This window comes from Micromonospora sp. NPDC047812 (assembly GCF_040704175.1).
GTDB lineage: Bacteria > Actinomycetota > Actinomycetes > Mycobacteriales > Micromonosporaceae > Micromonospora.
Genome location: NZ_JBEYRY010000002.1, coordinates 897,498 through 917,829, shown reverse-complemented (window position 1 = coordinate 917,829; position 20,332 = coordinate 897,498). Strand labels below are relative to the sequence as shown.

General features: G+C 74.4%; 18 protein-coding genes. 10 read left to right on the top strand and 8 right to left on the bottom strand.

Going from position 1 to position 20,332, the window contains the following annotated elements; all coding sequences use genetic code 11:
* Positions 1 to 4: 4 nt before the first annotated feature.
* The 4 genes from nuoL to AB0883_RS11995 all read left to right on the top strand — a co-directional run bounded on the left by nuoL (position 5) and on the right by AB0883_RS11995 (position 6,345).
* Positions 5 to 1,963, top strand: a complete 1,959-nt coding sequence (gene nuoL, locus AB0883_RS12010; protein WP_366641202.1) for an NADH-quinone oxidoreductase subunit L — start codon at positions 5 to 7, stop codon at positions 1,961 to 1,963.
* Positions 1,964 to 2,027: 64 nt separating this feature from the next.
* On the top strand, positions 2,028 to 3,563 hold the full coding sequence (locus AB0883_RS12005) for an NADH-quinone oxidoreductase subunit M (protein ID WP_366641201.1): 1,536 nt from the start codon (positions 2,028 to 2,030) through the stop codon (positions 3,561 to 3,563).
* 52 nt (positions 3,564 to 3,615) lie between these two features.
* Positions 3,616 to 5,169 (top strand): NADH-quinone oxidoreductase subunit NuoN, encoded by a 1,554-nt coding sequence (gene nuoN, locus AB0883_RS12000; RefSeq protein ID WP_366641200.1) that lies wholly within the window; start codon positions 3,616 to 3,618, stop codon positions 5,167 to 5,169.
* Between the two features lie 90 nt (positions 5,170 to 5,259).
* Positions 5,260 to 6,345: a polyprenyl synthetase family protein gene (locus tag AB0883_RS11995; protein WP_366641199.1), complete on the top strand. Its 1,086-nt coding sequence runs from the start codon at positions 5,260 to 5,262 to the stop codon at positions 6,343 to 6,345.
* Between the two features lie 114 nt (positions 6,346 to 6,459).
* On the opposite strand, the gene AB0883_RS11990 is transcribed toward AB0883_RS11995, so the two are convergent.
* On the bottom strand, positions 6,460 to 7,641 hold the full coding sequence (locus tag AB0883_RS11990) for an MFS transporter (RefSeq protein WP_366641198.1): 1,182 nt from the start codon (positions 7,639 to 7,641) through the stop codon (positions 6,460 to 6,462).
* 154 nt (positions 7,642 to 7,795) lie between these two features.
* On the opposite strand from AB0883_RS11990, the gene AB0883_RS11985 reads away from it, so the two are divergent.
* On the top strand, positions 7,796 to 8,578 hold the full coding sequence (locus tag AB0883_RS11985) for a helix-turn-helix domain-containing protein (RefSeq protein WP_366641197.1): 783 nt from the start codon (positions 7,796 to 7,798) through the stop codon (positions 8,576 to 8,578).
* Between the two features lie 146 nt (positions 8,579 to 8,724).
* Here AB0883_RS11985 and AB0883_RS11980 read toward each other — a convergent pair whose 3' ends face one another.
* A complete protein-coding gene (locus AB0883_RS11980; RefSeq protein ID WP_366641196.1) occupies positions 8,725 to 10,836 on the bottom strand; it encodes a PhoX family phosphatase in 2,112 nt (703 codons plus the stop codon).
* 66 nt (positions 10,837 to 10,902) lie between these two features.
* Positions 10,903 to 11,133 (bottom strand): hypothetical protein, encoded by a 231-nt coding sequence (locus tag AB0883_RS11975; protein ID WP_366641195.1) that lies wholly within the window; start codon positions 11,131 to 11,133, stop codon positions 10,903 to 10,905.
* On the opposite strand from AB0883_RS11975, the gene AB0883_RS11970 reads away from it, so the two are divergent.
* Together AB0883_RS11970 and AB0883_RS11965 are read left to right on the top strand one after the other, a co-directional pair.
* Complete coding sequence (locus AB0883_RS11970; RefSeq protein WP_366641716.1) at positions 11,086 to 11,580, top strand: sigma-70 family RNA polymerase sigma factor; 495 nt, start codon at positions 11,086 to 11,088, stop codon at positions 11,578 to 11,580. The genes AB0883_RS11975 and AB0883_RS11970 overlap by 48 nt on opposite strands.
* On the top strand, positions 11,577 to 12,269 hold the full coding sequence (locus AB0883_RS11965; RefSeq protein ID WP_366641194.1) for a zf-HC2 domain-containing protein: 693 nt from the start codon (positions 11,577 to 11,579) through the stop codon (positions 12,267 to 12,269). Before AB0883_RS11970 ends, AB0883_RS11965 begins: the two co-directional genes overlap by 4 nt.
* A gap of 10 nt (positions 12,270 to 12,279) precedes the next feature.
* On the opposite strand, the gene rarD is transcribed toward AB0883_RS11965, so the two are convergent.
* The 4 genes from rarD to eccE form a co-directional block, all read right to left on the bottom strand.
* Positions 12,280 to 13,209, bottom strand: coding sequence for an EamA family transporter RarD (gene rarD / locus AB0883_RS11960; RefSeq protein WP_366641193.1), 930 nt, complete (start codon positions 13,207 to 13,209; stop codon positions 12,280 to 12,282).
* Positions 13,206 to 13,706, bottom strand: a complete 501-nt coding sequence (locus tag AB0883_RS11955; RefSeq protein WP_366641192.1) for a GNAT family N-acetyltransferase — start codon at positions 13,704 to 13,706, stop codon at positions 13,206 to 13,208. Before AB0883_RS11955 ends, rarD begins: the two co-directional genes overlap by 4 nt.
* A gap of 85 nt (positions 13,707 to 13,791) precedes the next feature.
* Positions 13,792 to 14,178 (bottom strand): phage holin family protein, encoded by a 387-nt coding sequence (locus AB0883_RS11950; RefSeq protein WP_121397067.1) that lies wholly within the window; start codon positions 14,176 to 14,178, stop codon positions 13,792 to 13,794.
* A gap of 58 nt (positions 14,179 to 14,236) precedes the next feature.
* Positions 14,237 to 16,003, bottom strand: coding sequence for a type VII secretion protein EccE (eccE, locus tag AB0883_RS11945; RefSeq protein WP_366641714.1), 1,767 nt, complete (start codon positions 16,001 to 16,003; stop codon positions 14,237 to 14,239).
* 388 nt (positions 16,004 to 16,391) lie between these two features.
* On the opposite strand from eccE, the gene AB0883_RS11940 reads away from it, so the two are divergent.
* Both AB0883_RS11940 and AB0883_RS11935 read left to right on the top strand, forming a co-directional pair.
* On the top strand, positions 16,392 to 16,712 hold the full coding sequence (locus tag AB0883_RS11940) for a WXG100 family type VII secretion target (RefSeq protein WP_366641191.1): 321 nt from the start codon (positions 16,392 to 16,394) through the stop codon (positions 16,710 to 16,712).
* A gap of 26 nt (positions 16,713 to 16,738) precedes the next feature.
* Entirely contained in the window at positions 16,739 to 17,032 is a 294-nt protein-coding gene (locus AB0883_RS11935; protein WP_366641190.1) for a WXG100 family type VII secretion target, read from the top strand.
* Between the two features lie 157 nt (positions 17,033 to 17,189).
* Here AB0883_RS11935 and mycP read toward each other — a convergent pair whose 3' ends face one another.
* Positions 17,190 to 18,470: a type VII secretion-associated serine protease mycosin gene (mycP, locus tag AB0883_RS11930; RefSeq protein ID WP_366641189.1), complete on the bottom strand. Its 1,281-nt coding sequence runs from the start codon at positions 18,468 to 18,470 to the stop codon at positions 17,190 to 17,192.
* 152 nt (positions 18,471 to 18,622) lie between these two features.
* Between mycP and AB0883_RS11925 the strand changes: the two genes are divergently transcribed.
* A partial coding sequence (locus AB0883_RS11925; RefSeq protein ID WP_366641188.1) for an SseB family protein occupies positions 18,623 to 20,332 on the top strand: 1,710 nt, incomplete at its 3' end.

Below are 20,332 nucleotides of genomic sequence, written 5' to 3'. Positions count from 1 at the left end.
TGCGGTGGGAACGATTCTGACGAACGCCCCGGCTGAGCCGGTGGGCACCGTCGCCTACGCGACGGCGGACGGGCTGCTGGGCAGCGTCTGGCTGCTGGTGGCGATTCCGCTGGTCAGCGCAGCGGTCCTGCTGCTGCTCGGCCGGCGGGCGGACCGCTGGGGGCACTGGCTCGGGGTGGCCGCCATCGGCGCCGCGTTCGTGCTGGGCCTGACCTACTTCCTCCAGCTGCGTGGCCTGGAGAACAAGTCGGTCGAACTGAGCCTGTGGGACTTCATCACGGTCGGCGACCTGCGGGTGGACTTCGGTCTGCTCTTCGACCCGCTGGCCGCCGTCTTCGTGCTGCTGATCACCGGGGTGGGCTTCCTGATCCACCTCTACGCGGTCGAGTACATGTCGCACGACGCGGGACGTCGGCGGTTCTTCGCCTACTTCAACCTGTTCGTCGCCGCCATGCTGCTGCTGGTGCTCGGCAACAACTACGTGATGCTCTACTTCGGCTGGGAGGGCGTCGGTCTGGCGTCGTACCTGCTGATCTCCTTCTGGTACGAGCGGCCCAGCGCCGCCACCGCCGGCAAGAAGGCGTTCCTGATGAACCGGGTCGGCGACGCCGGCCTGGCGATCGGCATCTTCATCATGTTCGCCACCCTCGGCACCACCCAGTACGACGAGGTCTTCAACGGGGTCGGCTCGCTGACCGCGACCACGGTGCTGGTGCTCGGCCTGCTGCTGCTGCTCGGCGCGACCGGCAAGTCCGGCCAGTTCCCGCTCCAGGCGTGGCTGCCGGACGCGATGGAGGGCCCGACCCCCGTGTCGGCGCTCATCCACGCCGCCACCATGGTCACCGCCGGCGTCTACCTGATCGCCCGCTCGAACCCGATCTTCTCGGCCAACTCCACCCTCCAGCTGGTGGTGGTGAGCGTCGGCGCGCTGACGCTGCTGATCGGCTGCATCATCGGCGCGGCCAAGGACGACATCAAGCGGGTGCTGGCCTGGTCGACGGTGAGCCAGATCGGCTACATGTTCCTCGGCGTCGGCCTCGGCGGCGCGGCGTACGCGCTGGCGATCGTGCACCTGCTGGCGCACGGCTTCTTCAAGGCCAACATGTTCCTCGGCGCCGGCTCGGTCATGCACGGCATGAAGGACCAGGTCGACATCCGCCGCTTCGGCGGGTTGTCGAAGCACATGAAGATCACCTGGGTCACCTTCATGATGGGCTGGCTCGCCATCATCGGCATGTTCCCGTTCTCCGGCTTCTTCTCCAAGGAGCCGATCATCGTGGCCGCGTTCGAGCGGGACGACTGGACGGCCTGGCTCTTCGGCATGGCCGCGCTGCTCGGCGCCGGGCTCACCGCGTTCTACATGACCCGGCTCTTCGTGCTCACCTTCCACGGGCCGAAGCGCTGGACGGAGGACATCGAGCACCCGCACGAGTCGCCGAAGCTGATGACCATCCCGCTGGTCCTGCTCGGCGCGGGTTCGGTCGGGGCCGGTTTCCTGCTCGCCACCTCGGTGCCGGACTGGCTGGAGGCCACCGCCGGGCTGGGCGCCCAGGAGGAGGGGCACCACGCGGTGCTCTCGCACACGGTGATCACCGTGCTCTCGCTGCTGGTCACCGTCCTCGGCGCGGGCCTGGCCTGGTTCCTGTTCCGCAACGGCACGGCCACCGCGCCGCAGCCGGCCGGGGTGCTGGTCACCGCCGCCCGGAAGAACCTCTACACCGACGCGGTAAACGAGGCGGTCTTCGAGAAGCCGGGCATCTTCCTCACCCGGGCACTGGTCTACCTGGACAACCGGGGCGTCGACGGGCTGGTCAACGGCCTGGCGGCGGGGATCGGTGGCGGCTCGGGCCGGCTCCGGCGGCTCCAGACGGGCTTCGTCCGGTCGTACGCCACCTCGATCCTGACCGGCGCGCTGCTGGTCCTGGCGGCGTTCCTGGCCGTCGAGGCGGGGTGGCTGGCGTGATCGACCTCTTCCAGGCGGCCGTCACCGGCGGACCGCGCAGTGACGACGGAGGTAAGGCCGCATAATGTCCGACTTCCCGTTCCTCTCGGTGCTCACCGTGGCACCGCTGGTCGGCGCCCTGGTGGTGGCCTTCCTGCCGCGCAGCCGGCCGGAGCTGGCCAAGCAGGTGGCGCTCGGCTGGTCGCTGCTGGTGCTGGCGCTGTCGGTGGTCATGTGGGTGACCTTCAAGGTCGGCGGTGACCGCTTCCAGTTCCGCGAGTCCTACGTGTGGATCCCGAACTGGGGCGTCAACTTCACCTTCGCGGCCGACGGCATCGCGCTGGTGATGCTGATGCTGATCGCGGTGCTCGTGCCGCTGGTGATCCTGGCGTCCTGGCACGACGCCGAGTCGTCCAAGCGGTCGGTGCCGGTCTACTTCGCCCTGCTGCTCGTCCTCGAGTGCACGATGATCGGCGTCTTCGCCGCCGCCGACGTCTTCCTGTTCTACGTGTTCTTCGAGGTCATGCTGGTGCCGATGTACTTCCTCATCGGCAGCTACGGCGGCCACCAGCGGCAGTACGCGGCCGTGAAGTTCTTCCTCTACTCGCTGGTCGGCGGTCTGTTCATGCTCGCCGCGGTGATCGGCCTCTGGGTCGTCGGCGGGAAGACCTTCGACTGGCAGGCGCTGTCCCAGGTGGACATCTCCACCGGCACGGAGCGCTGGCTGTTCCTCGGCTTCTTCCTCGCCTTCGCGATCAAGGCGCCGTTCTTCCCGTTCCACACCTGGCTGCCGGACGCCGGTGGCGCGGCCCCGGCGGGCGCGGCGGCGCTGCTCGTCGGCGTGCTCGACAAGGTCGGCACCTTCGGCATCCTGCGCTACTGCCTGCCGCTGTTCCCGGACGCGGCCAAGTGGTTCGCCCCGTGGGCGCTGGCGCTGGGCGTGATCGGCATCATCTACGCCGCGTTGCTGGCGGTCGGCCAGAACGACCTGAAGCGGCTGGTGTCGTACACCTCGATCGCGCACTTCGGCTTCATCGGGGTGGGCATCTTCGCCTTCACCACCCAGGCCGGCACCGGCGCGGTGCTCTACATGGTCAACCACGGGCTCGCCACCGGCCTGCTCTTCCTGGTGGTGGGCATGCTCATCGCCCGGCGCGGCTCGGCGCTGATCAGCGACTTCGGCGGCGCCGGCAAGCTGGTGCCGCTCCTGGCCGGGGTGCTGTTCTTCGCCGGTCTGGCCTCGCTGGCGTTGCCCGGCACCGCGCCGTTCGTCTCCGAGTTCCTGGTGCTGATCGGCACGTTCACGGTGAACAAGCCGGTCGCGGTGATCGCGACGCTCGGCATCATCCTGGCCGCCGCGTACGTGCTGTGGATGGTGCAGCGCACCACCCAGGGCACGCTCAACCCGGCGCTGACCCAGATCGACGGCATGAAGCGCGACCTGAACCTTCGCGAGAAGGTCGTGGTCGCCCCGCTGATCGCGCTGATCGTGCTGCTCGGCTTCTACCCGAAGCCGGTCACCGACGTGATCAACCCGGCCGTGCAGGCGACCATGCAGGACGTCGGCCGGACCGACCCCGCCCCGACCTCGGGCGGCACCGTCCAGGAGGCGGCAAAGTGAGCGCGAGGAGCGAGCTTGCGAGCCCCGCAGTCGCGAACGAAAGGTTTGCGCAGTGACTGAGCTGAAACTGCCGTCGATCGACTACGCGGCGCTCGCTCCGACCCTGATCATGCTGGGCGCCGCGCTGCTGGGCGTGCTGGTCGAGGCGTTCGTGCCCCGCCGGCTCCGGCACGTGGTCCAGCTGTCGATGGCCCTGCTGGCGGTGCTCGCCGCGCTGACCATGGTGGTGCTGGCGGCCGACGAGCGGAAGATCACGATCGGCGGGGCGATCGCGGTGGACGGGCCGACGCTCTTCCTCCAGGGCGCGATCCTGGTCCTCGCCGCGATGGCGCTGCTGCTCATCGGCGAGCGCTCGGTGGAGCGGGGCGGGGCGTTCGTCGCCCAGGCCGCGGTCACCGCCGAGTCGGCCGACGACCGGCGGCAGGCCGAGGGCAAGAACGGCCTCACCGAGGTCTACCCGCTGACCACGTTCGCGATCGGCGGCATGCTGATCTTCGTGGCGGCGAACGACCTGCTGACCATGTTCATCGCGCTCGAGGTCTTCTCGCTGCCGCTGTACCTGCTCTGCGCGCTGGCCCGCCGCCGGCGCCTGCTGAGCCAGGAGGCCGCGCTGAAGTACTTCATGCTCGGCGCGTACGCCTCGGCGTTCTTCCTGTTCGGCGTGGCCCTGATCTACGGCTTCACGGCGGGCGTCCCGGGTCGGCCGGCGGGTGTCGACTTCGCCACCATCGACGCCGCCGTGGCGAACTCCCCGGCCAGCCCGGTGCTGCTCTTCGCCGGCATGGCGCTGCTCGCCATCGGCCTGCTCTTCAAGGCGGCGGCGGCCCCCTTCCACGTCTGGACCCCGGACGTCTACCAGGGCGCGCCGACCCCGGTCACCGGCCTCATGGCCGCCTGCACGAAGGTCGCCGCGTTCGGCGCCCTGCTGCGGGTGTTCCACGTCGCCTTCGACGGGGCCCGGTGGGACTTCACCCCGGTCCTCGGCGTGGTGGCGGTGCTGACCATGCTGGTCGGCGCGGTGCTGGCGGTCACCCAGACCGACATCAAGCGGCTGCTGGCGTACTCCTCCATCGCCAACGCCGGCTACCTGCTGGTCGGCGTGCTGGCGCCGGGGGCCGACGGGATCTCCGGGACGATGTTCTACCTGGTCGCGTACGGCTTCTCGGTGCTCGCCGCGTTCGCCGTGGTGACCCTGGTGCGCGACGCCGACGGGGAGGCCACCCACCTGTCCCGCTGGGCCGGGCTGGGGCGGCGCTCGCCGTTCTACGCCGGGATCTTCACCTTCATCCTGCTGGCCTTCGCCGGAATCCCGCTGACCAGCGGCTTCACGAGCAAGTTCGCGGTCTTCGGCCCGGCGCTCGACGGCGGGCAGGCCTGGCTGGTGATCGCCGGCGTGCTGACCAGCATGGTGCTGGCCTTCCCGTACCTGCGGGTCGTGGTGATGATGTGGCTCTCCGAGCCGGGCGAGTCGACGCCGACCGTCGCCGTGCCCGGCGGGCTGACCTCGGCCGCGCTGATGATCGGCGTGCTCGCCACGCTGGTGCTCGGTGTCGCGCCCGCGCCGCTGCTCGACCTGGCCACCGGCGCCGCCGAATTTGTCAGATGACCGACGCTCACGCCCGCGGGGGCCGGTACGCCACGGCGTGCCGGCCCCCGCGCCGTATCCCCCGTCCCGGGCAGGTCGGAGGGGTGTGGCATGGTTGATGGCGTGGTGAATCCGGCTGGCGAGCGTTCAGGTGCCTCCGGGTCCGGCGGCCGTCGGACCAGGGTGAGCACGAGTCAGTTCGGCGCGCTCGGCCTCTATCTCGCCGATCCCCGCGTCGAGGCGTCCGTGCTGGATCTCTTGGAGGGCGTCGAGTCCGAGCTGCGGGCGAGCGTGGCCAGCGCCGACCCGTTCGTCACGGAGGCCGCCCGGCACCTCGTGGAGGCCGGCGGCAAGCGGTTCCGGCCGCTGCTGGTGGCGCTGGGCGCGCAGTTCGGCGACCCGACCGGGGCGCAGGTCGTACCGGCCGCCGTGGTGATGGAGCTCACCCACCTGGCGACGCTCTACCACGACGACGTGATGGACGAGGCCGCCGTGCGCCGAGGGGCGCCGAGCGCCAACTCCCGGTGGACCAACTCGGTCGCCATCCTCGTCGGCGACTACCTCTTCGCCCGCGCCGCCGACATCGCCGCAGACCTGGGCATCGAGGCCGTACGCCTCCAGGCGCGCACCTTCGCCCGGCTGGTGCACGGCCAGATCGCCGAGACCGTCGGCCCCCGCCCCGGCGACGACCCGGTGGCCCACTACCTCGACGTGATCGCGGGCAAGACCGGCTCGCTGATCGCCACCTCGGCCCGCTTCGGCGGCATGTTCGGCGGTGCCGCCCCGGAGCACATCGAGGCGCTGGCCGGCTACGGCGAGACCATCGGCGTGGCCTTCCAGCTCTCCGACGACCTGCTCGACATCGCCTCGGAGTCGGTGGAGTCGGGCAAGACGCCCGGCACCGACCTGCGCGAGGGCGTGCCGACCCTGCCGGTGCTCTACGCGCTCGGCTCGGACGACGCCGACGCCGCCTCGGTGCGGCTGCGGGAGATCCTGGCGACCGGCCCGCTGACCGACGACGACCTGCACGCCGAGGCGCTCGGCCTGCTGCGCGAGAGCCCGGCGCTCAAGCGGGCCCGGGAGACGGTCCGCAGCTACGCCGAGGACGCCCGGGAACAGCTCTCGCCGCTTCCGCAGGGCCCGGCCCGCCGCGCCCTCGAGTCCCTCTGCGACTACATCGCCGACCGCACCAGCTGACGCCCCGCCCGTTCGACGGGCGGCCATCCGTGCTGACGGGGCCGGATCCCCGCACGACGCGGCGGGCGGCACCGACAGGGTCGGGCCGGCCTTCCCGGTAGGCGAGCAGGCGGCTCAGCGGCGGGCGAGCAGCCGGCTGCCGGCGAGCATCAGGGTGGCGGCCAGCAGCATCGACCCGGCGGCCACGAGCCACATCGTCGGGTAGCCGGCGTGCGCGGCCACGGCACCGAGGCCGAGCGGTCCGAGGCAGCCGCCCGCGTACACCCCGGTCTGGGTGACCGAGGTGGCGGCGGCCGGGGCCTGCGGGTGCAGCCGGACCACCGCGAAGGTCATCAGGCCCGGCCAGGCCCAGCCCAGGCCGAAGCCGAGCAGCACGCCGGCCACCAGCGGCACCGGCCCGGCCGCCGCGAGCAGGCCGAGCCCGGCCGCGCCGACCACGAGCATGCCGGCGATGAGGGCGACGTGTCCGGTGGCGCGGCGGTCCGCGAGCCAGCCGACGACGATCCGGGCCGCCACGCAGACCGCGCTGCCCAGGGTCAGGGTCAGCCCGGCCAGCCCGGGTGACAGCCCCCGGCCGGCGGCGGAGTCGACGACGAAGGTGGCGAGCGCGTTCGCGGCCGCCGCGGCGAAGGTCGCGGCCGCACCGACCACCACCAGGGCCGCGGTGGCGCGGCCGGCGCGGTGGTGGGCGGCCGTCCGGGCGGGGCGCGGCTCCCGCGCGGGTACGGCCGGCAGCGCCGCCAGGGCCGCGCCGGCCGCCGCCACGAACGCCCAGCGCCAGCCGGCCGTCAGCGCCACGGTCGGCACCGCCGCCCCGGCCAGCAGGGTGGCGACGGGGATGGCGGCCTGCTTCACCCCGAACGACAGCCCCTGTCTGCGGGCCGGCACGTGCCGGGCGAGCGTGGCGTTGCTGGCGAGCTGACCGAGGGCGTTGGCGGTGCCGGCGAGCGCGAGCAGCCCGAGCAGGACCGGGTACGAACGGGCCAGCCCCGCCACGGCCAGCAGGCAGGCGGCGGAGAGCAGGATGCCGGCGCGGGCCACCACCGTCGGCCCGTGCCGCTCGGCGAGGACGCCGGAGGGCACCGAGGACAGCGCGCCCACCCCGAAGTAGACCGACACGGCCAGGCCCAGCCCGGCCGGGGAGAAGCCCAGGTCCTCGCCCATCTGCACGGCGAGCCCGCCGAGCAGGAAGACCGGCAGGACGCAGGCGATGGTGACGGCGACGGCCCCGGTCACGGCCCGGGCGGGCCGGGGCGGGGTGACGCCCGGGGCGGGCCGCAACGCGATGTCGGTCATGGTCCGGCAAACCTACGCGAGCGGCGTTTGCGTCACGGAACGTGCCTGTCGAGCAACGCGGCGTTCATGACGATCTGGCATCCTCCACCCGAACAGGCATTTCGCACCGGGCCTGTTTTTCATATGGTGTAAGTCCCCGGCGGCGGAGGTGGTTGTGCGCGACCCCTTGGCGGAACCTTCGGATCTCATCCGGAGTGTGTCCCGCGCGCTACGCGTGCTCGAGTCGGTCGGTCGCGCCCCGAAGGGGCTCACCGTCAAACAGATCGCGCGGCGCTGCGAGCTGACCGTGGCGACGACCTACCACCTGGTCCGCACCCTGGCCTACGAGGGCTACGTGATCCGGCGCGAGGACGGCACGTACATCGTGGGCCTGGAGGTGGCCGACCGCTACCGCGAGCTGGTGACGGCTTTCCGGGGTCCGCCGGCGGTCGGGGAGAGCCTGCGCCGGGCCGCCCTGGACACCGGCTACAGCCACTACCTCGGCCGGTTCGTGGGCGGCCAGGTGGCGGTCACGGCCGTGGCCGAGGGCCCGCGCTCGCCGTACCTGGAGGACCTGGTGCCCGGGTTCGACGAGGGAGCGCACGCGACCGCCCTCGGCAAGGCGCTGCTCGCCACGCTGACCGCCGAGCAACGCTTCCGCTACCTGCGCGACTACGGCATGCGTCCGTTCACCTCCGCCACCCTGACCACCGCCGAGGCGTTCGAGGTCGACCTGGCCGCCGGGGACCGGCGGGGCATGCAGCTGGAGCTGGGGCAGTTCCGGCAGGGCGTGGCCTGCGCGGCGGTGCTGGTCAGCCCCGACAAGGACATGGAACGTCGGGTCGTGCTGGCCTGCGCGCTGCCGGCCGGCGAGATGATGACCTCCGCCCGGGTGGTCCGGGCGAAGCTGCTCACCGTCGCCCGGACGATCGCCGACAACCTGGCCGCCGACAGCTGATCCCGCCCGCCACCGGCCGGCAGCCCCGGGGCACGCCGCCGCGTCCGGCCCGCCGCCCCGGCGCCGGCCGCAACGACCGAGGGCCCTCTCCCCGGCTGGGAGAGGGCCCCGGCGGCGGTCCGGCGCCGACCGCCCGAGGAGTGGTATCAGCTGCCGATCGGCCCGCCGTCCAGGCGCCAGGCCACCACCACGCCCGGCTTGGCGTAGTCGCCGTCCGGCCAGTTCGAGGCCGGCTTCTCGACCGACGCGCCGCTCAGCTCGCCAGGGTGCTGCACCGCCACGAAGACCGAGCGGTTGTCCCCGGTGATGAACGGGCCGCAGGCCTCCGCGCCCACCGGCACGGTGAGGAACTGCTTCAGGTGGCCCCGCTCCGGTCCCTCGACGGCCGTGGCGAAGAGGCCGTCGTTGCTGCCCAGCGCGTTGCCGTCCGTGGAGATCCAGAGGTTCCCGGTGGCGTCGAACGCCACGTTGTCCGGGCAGGAGATCGGGGAGACCTTCGTCTTGTCGTACCCGGCGAAGAAGGTCGACGGGTCCGCCGGGTCACCGGCGACGATCGGCAGCGACCAGCCGAAGGTCTCGCCCGCGTTGTCGTTGCGGTCCTCGACCAGCTCCAGCACCTGACCGTGCTTGTTCAGGTTGCGCGGGTTGGCCTCGTCGGCGGCCGGCTTGCCGGCCTTGCCCCGGTCGGTGTTGTTGGTCAGCGCCACGTACACCTTGCCGGTGAGCAGGCTCGGCTCGACGTCCTCCGGACGGTCCATCTTGGTCGCCCCGACCTTGTCGCCGGCCAGCCGGGTGAAGGTGAGCACGTCGGCGGCCGTCATCCCGTCGACGTACGAGCGGTTGCCGCTGACCAGTTTGATCCACCGGCCCCGGCCGTTGAACGCCCCGTCGGAGGGGAGCCGGCCGGAGCCGTCGATCTCGCCGGCGCTCGTCCCGTCGAGCTTGGCCACGTAGAGGGTGCCCGACTCCAGCAGGGTCAGGTTGTGCCGGCGGGCCACCCAGGAGTTGCCCTTCATGAACTTCTTGTCGGAGACGAACTTGTACAGGTAGTCGAACCGCTCGTCGTCGCCCATGTACGCGACCACGTGTCCGCTCCTGGCGACGATGACGTTCGCGCCCTCGTGCTTGAACCGGCCCAGTGCGGTGTGCTTGCGCGGGCGGCTCTCCGGGTCGTACGGGTCGATCTCCACGATCCAGCCGTGCCGGTTGGCCTCGTTCGGGTGCTTCGCCAGGTCGAACCGCTCGTCGGCGCGCTCCCACTTGCGGCTGCCGCTCGGGTAGCGGGTGGTGGTGTTGATGCCGTAGCGGGCCAGCTTCGCCTTGTCCGCCTCCGGCGCGCCGTCGCCACCGACGAAGTACTGGTTGAAGTTCTCCTCGCCGGAGAGCACGGTGCCCCACGGGGTCACCCCGCCGGCGCAGTTGTTCAGCGTGCCGACGACCGTACGGCCCTTCGGGTCGGCGGCGGTCCGCAGGTGCGCCGAGCCGGCGGCCGGACCGGTCAGCTCGAACTTCGTGGCCAGCGCCGTGACCCGCCGGTTGTACTGCCGCCGGCCCTTGGTGACCGGCCGCCACTGCCCGGTGCCGTCGACCCGCTCCAGCTCCACCACGGACATGCCGTGCGCGGCCATCGCGATCCGCAGCTGCTCGACGCTCAGCGCGTCCTGGCTGGTGAAGCCGGGGAACATCAGGTCCTCGTTGGTGTACTCGTGGTTGACCACGAGCAGGGCACGCTTCCGCCCGTCCAGCGGCAGCACCCCGACGAAGTCGTTGTTGTAGCCGAACTGCCGGGCCTGGGCGGCGGCGGTCTGGGCGTGCACGTCGAACTCGGGGGCGCCCGGCACGACCGGGTCGCCCCAGCGCAGGACGACCGCGTGGTCGTACCCGTTGGGCACGACGAGGCTGTCGAGGGTGTTCGGCGGGACCGGCTTGAAGGTCAGCGCGCCGCTCCCGACGCCGCCGGCGGGGCGGCCGAAGTCGGCCGCCTCCGGGACCACGGGGGCGGCGGGGGCGGCCACGGCGGGGGCGGCGCCGGCCACCGCGCCGCCGAAGCCGAGGACCAGCGCGCCGACCGCGCCGGCCCGGACCACGCCGCGCCGGGACACCTCCGCGTTGACCACGTCTCCGAAGTACGCGTTGTCGGACGTGTTGGGCACCGGGTGGTCGCACGCGTTGCCGCACCGGTAGAGACAGGTCATGGCGTCGCGGCTGCCGTGGCGGGTGGCGCCCAGCAACGGAAGCAGCCGGGGACGGTCGCTCATGGAAGGAGCCTCCTGATGGGGTCGGTGCACGCCGGACCAGCCGCTGGCGTGCGTACCCGCCGGACGCTAGGAGGGCGCGGTGAGCGAGCGTCGGCGGCGGCGTGAACCGGGCGTGAACACCTCGGCCGGGAATCCCACGGTGACCTGCGGCTGAACCGTTCGGGGCGGCGGCGCGTATTCCCGTGCGAACGCCACCGCCGGGCTCGCGCCGACAGCGAGGAGACCGCCATCAGCGACCACGACGCCCACCTGCTCCGCGCGCTGCACGACGAGCACGCCGAGGCGCTGTACGCGCACGCCCTGCGGCTGGTCAACGGCGACCGGCAACGGGCCGAGGACCTGGTGCAGGAGACGCTGCTGCGGGCCTGGCGGCACCCGGAGTCGCTCGACCCGACGCGCGGCTCGGTCCGGTCCTGGCTCTTCACCACCGCCCGCAACCTGGCCATCGACGCCTGGCGGCGCCGCTCCGCCCGGGTCGGCGAGGTCTACACCGACGAGCTGCCCGAGCCCCCCGAGGCCGTGGACGAGGCGGAACGCGCGGTGGAGGCGTGGATCGTCGCCGAGGCGCTGAACCGGCTCAGCCCCACCCACCGGGAGGTGCTGGTCGAGTGCTTCTACCAGGGACGGTCGGTGGCGGAGGCGGCTTCCCGGCTGGGCGTACCGCCCGGCACGGTCAAGTCCCGGACCCACTACGCCCTGCGCTCACTACGGTTGGTCCTGGCCGAGATGGGGGTGACGGAATGACCCGGTGCGAGTTCGCGCACGACGACGGCGCGTACGTGCTGGGTGCGCTGGCCCCCGCCGAACGGGTGGCCTACGAGCGGCACCTCGCCGGCTGCGCCGCCTGCCGCCAGGCGGTCGCCGAGATCGCCGTCCTGCCCGGCCTGCTCGGCCGGCTCGACCCGGCGGGGCTGGAGCAGTTCCTGCCGCCGCCGGAGGACCCCCGGGTGCCCGAACTGCTCGCCGCCGCGCGGGAGCGCCGCCGCCGGGAGCGGTCGGCCACCCGCCGCCGGTACGCCCTCACCGCGCTCGCGGCCGCCGCGCTGGCCCTGGTCGTCGGCGTCGGCACCGCCGTCCTGCTGCCCCGGGAGGCGACCGGCCCGACCCCGGTCGAGGTGCGGATGGTCGCCATGCAGCCGGTCGCCGGGACGGTGCCGGTGCACGCCGAGATCGCCCTCAACGGCACCGAATGGGGCACGGAGGTGAAGATGCGCTGCGGGTACGACGCGAAGGCCGGCTACGCCAAGGCGTACACGTTCCGGCTGGTGGCGCACGGCCCGGGCGGCGCGACGGAGCAGGTCGGGTCCTGGCTCGCCGCGCCCGGCGACGACCTGCGGATCACCGGCGTGACCCGGTTCACCGACGCGGAGCTGGTCCGGCTGGAGCTGCTGCGCGCCGACGGCACCCCCGTCCTCGTCTACGACGTCCGCTGACCCGCGCCGGTCAGCGGGGCGCGGCGGCGGCCTCGGCCCGGCGGGCGGCGAGGGTGGCGGCGCGGGTACGGCGGGAGTGGCGCACGGCGTCGACGGTGAAGACGATCAGCGCGGCCCAGACCAGGGCGAAGCCGGCGAGCCGGGCCGGCGGCATCGGCTCGTGGAAGATCAGCACCCCGCAGCCGAGCTGGAGGATCGGGGCGAGGTACTGGATCATGCCGAGACCGGTGAGCGGAAGCCGGTTCGCCGCCCCGGCGAAGAGCAGCAGCGGGATCGCGGTCGCCGCCCCGGCCGACACCAGCAGCAGGGTGTGCCCGACCGACACCTGCCCGAACGTGCCGTCGCCGGCGGCGGTGAGCCAACCCAGGTAGGCCAGCGCGGGCAGCGCCAGCACCGCCGACTCGACGAAGAGCCCTTCGGCGGCGGGCAGCCCGAGCTGCTTCTTGGCCAGGCCGTACCCGGCGAAGCTGAACGCCAGGACCAGCGCCAGGTACGGCAGTCGGCCGTAGTCGACGGTCAGCACGGCCACCGCCAGCCCGCCGATGCCGAGCGCCACCCACTGCGTGGGCCGCAGCCGCTCGCGCAGCACGGTGACGCCCAGCAGCACCACCACCAGCGGGTTGATGAAGTAGCCGAGGGCCGTCTCCACCACCCGGTCGGAGTTCACGCCGTAGATGTAGGTGCCCCAGTTCACCGCGATCAGAGCGGCGGCGACGCCGATGCCGGCCAGCGCCCGGGGCCGACGCAGCAGCGCCTTCAGGAAGCCGACGTTGCGCATCGCCGCCAGCAGCAGGGCGACGAACGCCACCGACCAGACGATGCGGTGGGCCAGGATCTCGATCGACCCGGCCGGGCGCAGCAGCCGCAGGTAGAGCGGGAAGAACCCCCAGAGCAGGTACGCGACGAAGCCGTAGAGGTAACCGAGGCGGAGTGGCGTCACGCCTCCACCGTAAGGGCCGGGTGGCCGCCCGGTTCCTTGCCGGTGACCGGGCTCACCGGCTGGTTCCGCTGGTCGAGCTGCATCCAGCGGTGCGGATCGGTCATCGGGGCGAACCCGACCTTGGCGTACACCGCGTGGGCGTCGGCGGTGGCCAGCAGGATCCGGCGTACGCCCAGGGCGGCGAGGTGGTCGCGGACCGCCCCGGCCAGCCAGGTGCCCAGCCCCCGGCCGCGCTCGCCGGGGTCGACGTAGACGTCGCAGAGCCAGGCGAAGGTGGCCCGGTCGGTGACCACCCGGGCGACCGCGACCTGGCGGCCGTCCCCCGGGCGGTAGACGCCGAACGGCACCGACCCGGCGAACGCCCGCGTCACCGTCTCCCGGTCCCGCCCGATCGCCCAGTACGCGTCCGTGGAGAGCCAGTGGTGCACCAGGCCCAGGTCGATCCGGGCGGGGTCGGTGCTGAGCAGGTAGCCGTCGTCGCGGGTCAGGGTGAACATGCCCGCGACGCTAACCCGGCCACCCGGCCCGATCAGTGGCCAATTCCCGCCCTCTGGTCGCGGCCCGCCCGCTGGTCGGTCCGGGTCAGTCCCGGTCCAGGGCGGCCCCGAGGATCCAGGTGACGATGCCGACGAAGAGCGCGCCGAGCACCGCCTCCGGCCAGAAGCCGTCGACGTGGAAGGGCAGCCCGGCCTGGTCGGCGATCCAGCTCGTGAGCAAAAACAGCAGCCCGTTGACCACCAGCGCGATCAACCCGAGGGTCAGCAGGTAGAAGCCGCAGCCGACGGTCTTGATGATCGGCTGGAGCACCGCGTTGACCACGCCGAAGATCACCGCGACGAGGACCAGCGTGACGACCGCCTCGCCGGCGGACGCCGAGTCCAGCGTGATGCCCGGGATGAGCAGCGTGGCCAGCCAGAAGGCGAGCGCCGTGCTGCCCAGCCGGATCAGCAGCCCTTTGAGGAAACCCATGGCCGGGATCGTGCCACGGACGGACAACGTGCGGAAGGCGCGCGACCGTCGGCTGTGCTCAGCGGCGGGACGGGCGGCCGACCAGCTGCGACTCGATCGGGGTCGGGGAGAGCAGCGCCCAGCGCAGCGCCCGGCGGTTGACCACCGCGACCATGTCGTCCCGGATCCGGGTCAGCCACTCCGCCGACCCGCCGAGCCCCAGCGCGGCGCCCGCCACGGCGGCCTCGGCCGGGTCGAGCGGTTGCAGCACGGCCAGGTCGGCGCGGCCCAACGCGTCGGCGTCGGCGGGGGTCAGCTCGTCGCGCACCAGCAGCGTGGTCCGCCACGGGGACCCCGGCTCCGTCTCGGCGGGCGTGGGGCCGGCGTCGACCACCACCAGCAGCGGGCGCAGCGGCGAGCCCGGCTCGCCCACCGGACGGCCCGGCGGCACCACCGGGATCATCGCGCCGGGGGTGCCGACGCCCCGGACGAACGGCTCCCACCCGCGCGGGCGGGCGGTCTGCACCACCACCCGGGCCCCGAGCGCCATCGCCCGCACCGCCACCAGCTGCGCCGCGCGTATCCCGCCGACCAGCATCACCCGGGTGCTCTCCGGCCGGAACAGCCGGACCGTCACCGCCCCGCCGTGCCGGTTCGTGCCGACCATCAGCCCCGCCTCGCCGAGGGTCAGCTCCAGGCCGTCGGGCGCCGGGCCCGGACCCGCCGTGCCCGCCGCCGCGAGCGGCAGCGTGCCGGCCAGCCCGTCGAGCTGCGCGCCGTCGAGCCGGTGCACCTCGCCGCCCACCTCGGCCACCAGCCGGCGCAGCGCCTGCGCCGCGATCGAGAGCTCCGCCGGGGTGGCGGCAGCCAGTCGTACGGCCAGCTCGGTCGGCGCCGACGCGGGGTCGGCACCGGCCCACGGCCCGACGCCGAGCGAGACGGTGGTCGCCGTCGCGGGCAGCGCGAGTAGCCGGGTCACCAGCCGCCGGCCGGCGTCGGTACGCGGGTCGGGCCAGCGGCGCAGCCGGAACGTGGTCTGTAGCAGGTCGCCCGCCCGGACCGCCTGCCAGGACTCCTGCGCGGGATGGTCGTCGTGGTGGGCCAGCTCCGCCAGCACCCGCAGCGTCGCGTGCTCGCCCAGCGGGCGGGCGGTGACGGGTCCGATCCGGCGTGCGATCCGGCGCACCGTTCCCGAGAGCGCCCGCCGCAGCTCCTCTGCCGTCCAGCCCTCGACGCGCAGCACCCGCACGGCGAGCACGGCCCGTTCCCGGCCGGCGAGCCGCCCGTCGGTGAGCTGCCGGTACGAGGTGGCGACGGCGCCGCCACCCGCGCCCACGGTCGGCGCCGGTGAGCCCGTCAGCAGGAGCTGGAGCCGCACCGGGGGGCCGTCCGGCGCGGCGGCCGGCAGCAGCGACGCCGGGACGGGCAGCGCGCGGGGCGCGTCGCCGAGCAGGTCGGCCGGGTCGCCGACCTCCAGCACGGCCACCATGCCGGCGGCGTCGTCCAGCACGGCGGCCGGCGTGCCGGCCAGCTCGGCGGGGCGCACGACCGCGCCCGGGTCGACCAGGTCCAGCAGGGCCGCCGGGCCGGCGGCCGGAGGCAGGGCCCGGCGGCGGGTGGCGTAGCCCAGGCCCGTGGTGAGCCACTCGAAGAGCCACCGCCCCCGCAGCCGCACCCAGGCCAGGGGCAGCAGCAGTGCGGCCACCCCCACGGCGGCCAACGTCAGCAGCACGCCCCGGCCGGCGGCCGCGACCACGGCGGCCACCGCCACCTGCGTGGCGACGACCTGACCGGCCCGGAGACCGGTGCCCCGCGGCCGGGCGGCCGGGTGCCGCGACGGCGACAGGGCGACCGGGGGTGCGGGTGTGCCCGCCACGGTGCCGATCGAACCGGCAGGGCGGGCCGACCCGGGCGGTGCCGGTACGAGGGCCGCGGCGGTCGGGCCGGGATCGTGGCCCGGGGCCGCCCGGTGCGGGCCCGCGCCGGTGGTCACCGTCACCGCGCCTCCTCGACCGGTCACTCGCCGCGACATCGACGCCGCCCATCGTAAGGGGCGCGCCCGGTGGGGTGGGGGCCGCGGTCGTCCACAGGGGATCGCCACGGGGTAGCAGAAACGCGACCGGACCGCTACCGTCAGCGACGAGTTTCGCTGACCCCCGCGCCCGCCGTGTTCGACCTCCGGGCGGCGCGAGCCGACGGCCAGCCACGATCGATGAGACGAGGTGACGTCCCGGGTGTCCCAGACCCAGGCAGAAGCAGCGGTGATGCAGCAGACCGCCGCGAAGTTCGAGCAGGTCGACCAGTCCCTGCAGTCCATGCTGAGCAGCCTGATGGCCGAGTTGGAGGTGTTGCAGCAGGCCTGGCGCGGTGCCGGCGGGCGCTCGTTCGAGCAGGTCAAGCAGCAGTGGGCGCAGGACCAGGCGGCGCTGCAGCGGGCGCTGCGCGAGACCGCCGGCGCCGTCCGCAGGGCCGGCCAGCAGTACGACGTCTCGGACGCCGAGGCCGCCAGCCGGGTGTCCACCACCAACCGCGGCGGCATCCAGCTGCCGCTCTGACCCGGTCTCGGGGGAGGAGACATCCGATGGACCACGGTGTACTGGTCGTCAACTTCGCCGCCCTGCAACAGGCGAGCGCGGACATCCAGAAGGCGCTGAACGCGCTCGACTCGCAGCTCGGGCAGCTCGAACGGGACGCCGCCCCGCTCGTGGCGAGCTGGTCCGGCGAGGCCCGCCAGGCCTACGAGCAGCGGCAGGGCCGCTGGCGTTCGGCCTCGCAGGACCTCCAGGCCATGCTGCGCGACATCAAGCTCGCGGTGGACGACTCCGCCAGCGACTACCTCGACACGGAGAAGAAGAACGTCGGCCTGTTCCAGTGAGCCCCGCCCGATGGTGGCGTCGACCGTGAGGCGGTCGGCGCCACCATCGGCCGTCCCGGGCGCCGGCTGACCAGCGGGTCATCGAGGTGGCGGCGGCGGTGACGCGGGTCGCTGTCGACCGCCGACCGGCTGGTTCGCTGTCCACCGACGGGCCGCGTCAGGCGGGGTCGGCCGGCCGCCAGCGGCGCCGGGCCCCGCGCGGCACGACGAGCGCCAGCAGCGCCGCCAGGGCCACCACCGTTCCGCTGGCCCCCGCCACCAGCAGCGCCCGGTCCCGGGCCGTCGCCCGGCGGGCCCGCTGCGCCAGCACCGCCGGTTCGGGCCGGTCGTCCGCGAGCGCGCTGACCTGGGGCGCCCCCTCCGGCGTCCCGCCCCCGGTCTCGGTGACCGCCCGGTACGGGTTCAGCACCCCCGCGCCGTACCCGCCACCCCGACCGTCGCCCGGGGCAGGATCGGCGGTCGTCACGATCCGCTGCGCCACCTGCGCCGCGGTCAGCTCCGGCCGGTACTGGCGCAGCAGCGCGGCGGTGGCCGTCACGAAGGGTGCCGCGTAGCTGGTGCCCTCCGCCCGGTGGTGGCCCTCGCCGGGGGCGGCCATCAGCACGTCGCTGCCCGGGGCGACCAGGTCGACGTACGAGCCGGTCTGGGAGAACGGTGCCCGCGCCCCGTCCGCCCCGATCGCGCCCACCCCGAGCACCCCGTCGTACGCGGCCGGGTAGGGCCGGGGATCACCGGCGTCGTGCAGGTTGCCGGCGGCGGCCACCACGACCACGTCCCGGTCGACCGCGTAGCCGATCGCGGCCCGCACCGCCGGGTCGTCCGCGTACAGGACGACGGAGAGGTTGAGCACGTCGGCCTCGTGGTCGACCGCCCAGCGGACGGCGCGGGCGAAGTCCCCGGCACTGACCGTGCGCCCCGACTCCCGGCCCTCGACCACCTGCTGCTCGCTGACCCGTACCGGCAGGATCCGGGCACCCGGGGCCAGCCCACGGAACGCCGTACCGTCGCGGAGGCCGGCGGCGATGATGCTCGCCACACCGGTGCCGTGGCCGGCGCAGTCCCGGCTGCCGTCGCCGCCCGGGTCGAGCAGGTCGGTGCCGTCGAGCACCCGGCCCGCCAACTGCGGGTGCCGCCGGTCCACCCCCGAGTCGATCACCGCCACCGTCACCCCGGCGCCGGTGGCGAGCGGTGCCAGCCGCTCCGGGGCGTACCGCTGCTGGGGCCAGGGGCGCGCGGACACCGGCCGGACCGGGGCGAGGGGCGAGGCGCAGCCGGGGACCGCGCGGGCGACGGTCGGCGCGGATGCGGACCAGCCGGCCGGCACCGGGCCGGGGGCGGGTCCGGCCGGGCGGCCGGCGATCGCGGGGGCGGCCGGGACGGCGGTCAGCAACGCCGTCGTCAGGGCGGCGAGGAGCGGGCGCGAGGGGGACCGGGACATCGACCGCCTCCGTATCGTGTCGACTCCGGAACGGGATGTTAGCGCCTCCGGCGGCACCGGGCGCACCGCCGCCGGCCAGCGATTGTGATCTTGCTTCTACCTTGTAGGTTGTACGCGATACCTATGGCCTGTTCGCGGGAGGAGGGGTGGCCGTGACCGAGTGGGAGCCGGCCACCGACGCCGAAGCGGCGATGCGGGACGCGCTGCGCGCCAACGACCAACAGCTCTACTTCCGCGTCCTGGCCCGGAGCGAACTGCTGCTGCCGGTCTCCGCCGAGGCGCTCGCGGGGACGGCGCCGGTGGGCTGGGGCACCTGGACCACCGGCGGTCGCACCCACGTGTTGGCGTTCACCTCCGGGGCGGCGGTGCGCGCCTGTCTCGGGGAGCACGGCGGCGCCGTCCGGCGCATCCCGTACGCCGATCTGTCCGACGGCTGGCCCAACCACGAGTGGTGGCTGGCGGTGAATCCCGGGCTGCCCATCGAGGGCTACCTGCCGGCCTGGTTCGTCGCCCAGCTTTCCCGGGGCGACGTCCGGCTGCCCGGCCGCACCATGGGCGCCCGGGCCCGGCTGGAACGCGTGGAGACGGCGGCCCGGGCGCGGGCCCAGGCCGCCGGCCAGGACGCGCCGGGCGGGCCGGAGCCCGGGCCGACCACCCGGGTGGCCCGACCCGACGGCACGCTCCGGCCCGAGCCCACGGCCGCGTCGGCCACCGGCCGGATCCCCGCACCCGCCCGACCCGGCGCGGCCCACCCGCCCGCCCCGCCCACGTTCCCGGCGGAGCACCTGGACCCGCGGCGTGGCGACCCGACTGCCGGCGGACCCGCCCGGTTCGACGCCGTGGCGGCCCCCGACCGGCTCCCGCCGCCGCGCCCCGCGCCGCTCACCGAGCGCCCGAGGGGCCTGCCGACGCCCGACGCCCACCCCTCGCCGTCGACCAACGGTCGCCCGGCGGGGGAGGCCCCGGAGCGGCCGAACCGGTCGTTCTTCGAGCCGGCCTCCGGTCGCGCGGCCGCCTACCGGCAGGAGGCGCTGCGCTCGGGCGAGCGGGCGGCTCCGCCGTCCCGCCTCGCACCCGGCAGCCAGCCGTTCCCCCGTCGCCGGCCGCTCGGGGAGCCGGTACCGGAGGAGTCCACCCGACCGATCCCGAGCGCCCCGACCGAAGCGGAGCCGACCCACGCCTTCCCGGCGCCGGCCGCCGAGCCGACCCACGCCTTCCCGGCGCCGGACGCGGAGCCGACCCGGGCCTTCACGGTGCCGGCCGGCGAGCCGACCCGGGCCTTCACGGTGCCGGCCGGCGAGCCGACCCGGGCCTTCACGGTGCCGGCCGCCGAGCCGACCCGGGCCTTCACGGTGCCCGGGGGCGAGGCCACGCAGGTGTTGCCGCCGCGCGGGCCCGACGTGGACGCCACCCGGGACCTCCGGGCCCCCGCCCCGGGGGCCGGGCCGCCACCACCGGCGTACGGCGAACGCCGAGCGGAGCCGGCCGAGGACGTCACCCAGGCGCTGCCCCGCCGGCAGCCCATCCCGGAACCGGTCGGGCCCGAGCCGGTCGCGGAGCCGGTGTCCGGACCGCCCGCCTCCCGGCGCGGCTTCACGCCGATCGTCATCGAGGGCACCGTCATCGAGTCGCGGGACCTCACCGGACCGCCTGCCCCCGAGCCGGCCCCACCCGCCGAGGAGACCGTCTCGCTGTTCGAGCCGGTCCGGCGCCGCCGGGAACCGGTGACCGCCGCCGCCGACCCCGCACCGACCGCGCCCGCCCACCCGTCGTCGCCCCCCGGCACCGTGCGGTCCGCCGCCCCGTCGTGGTCCGGCGACGCCACCGTGTCTCTGGATCCGACGGTGTCCCTGGATCGGACG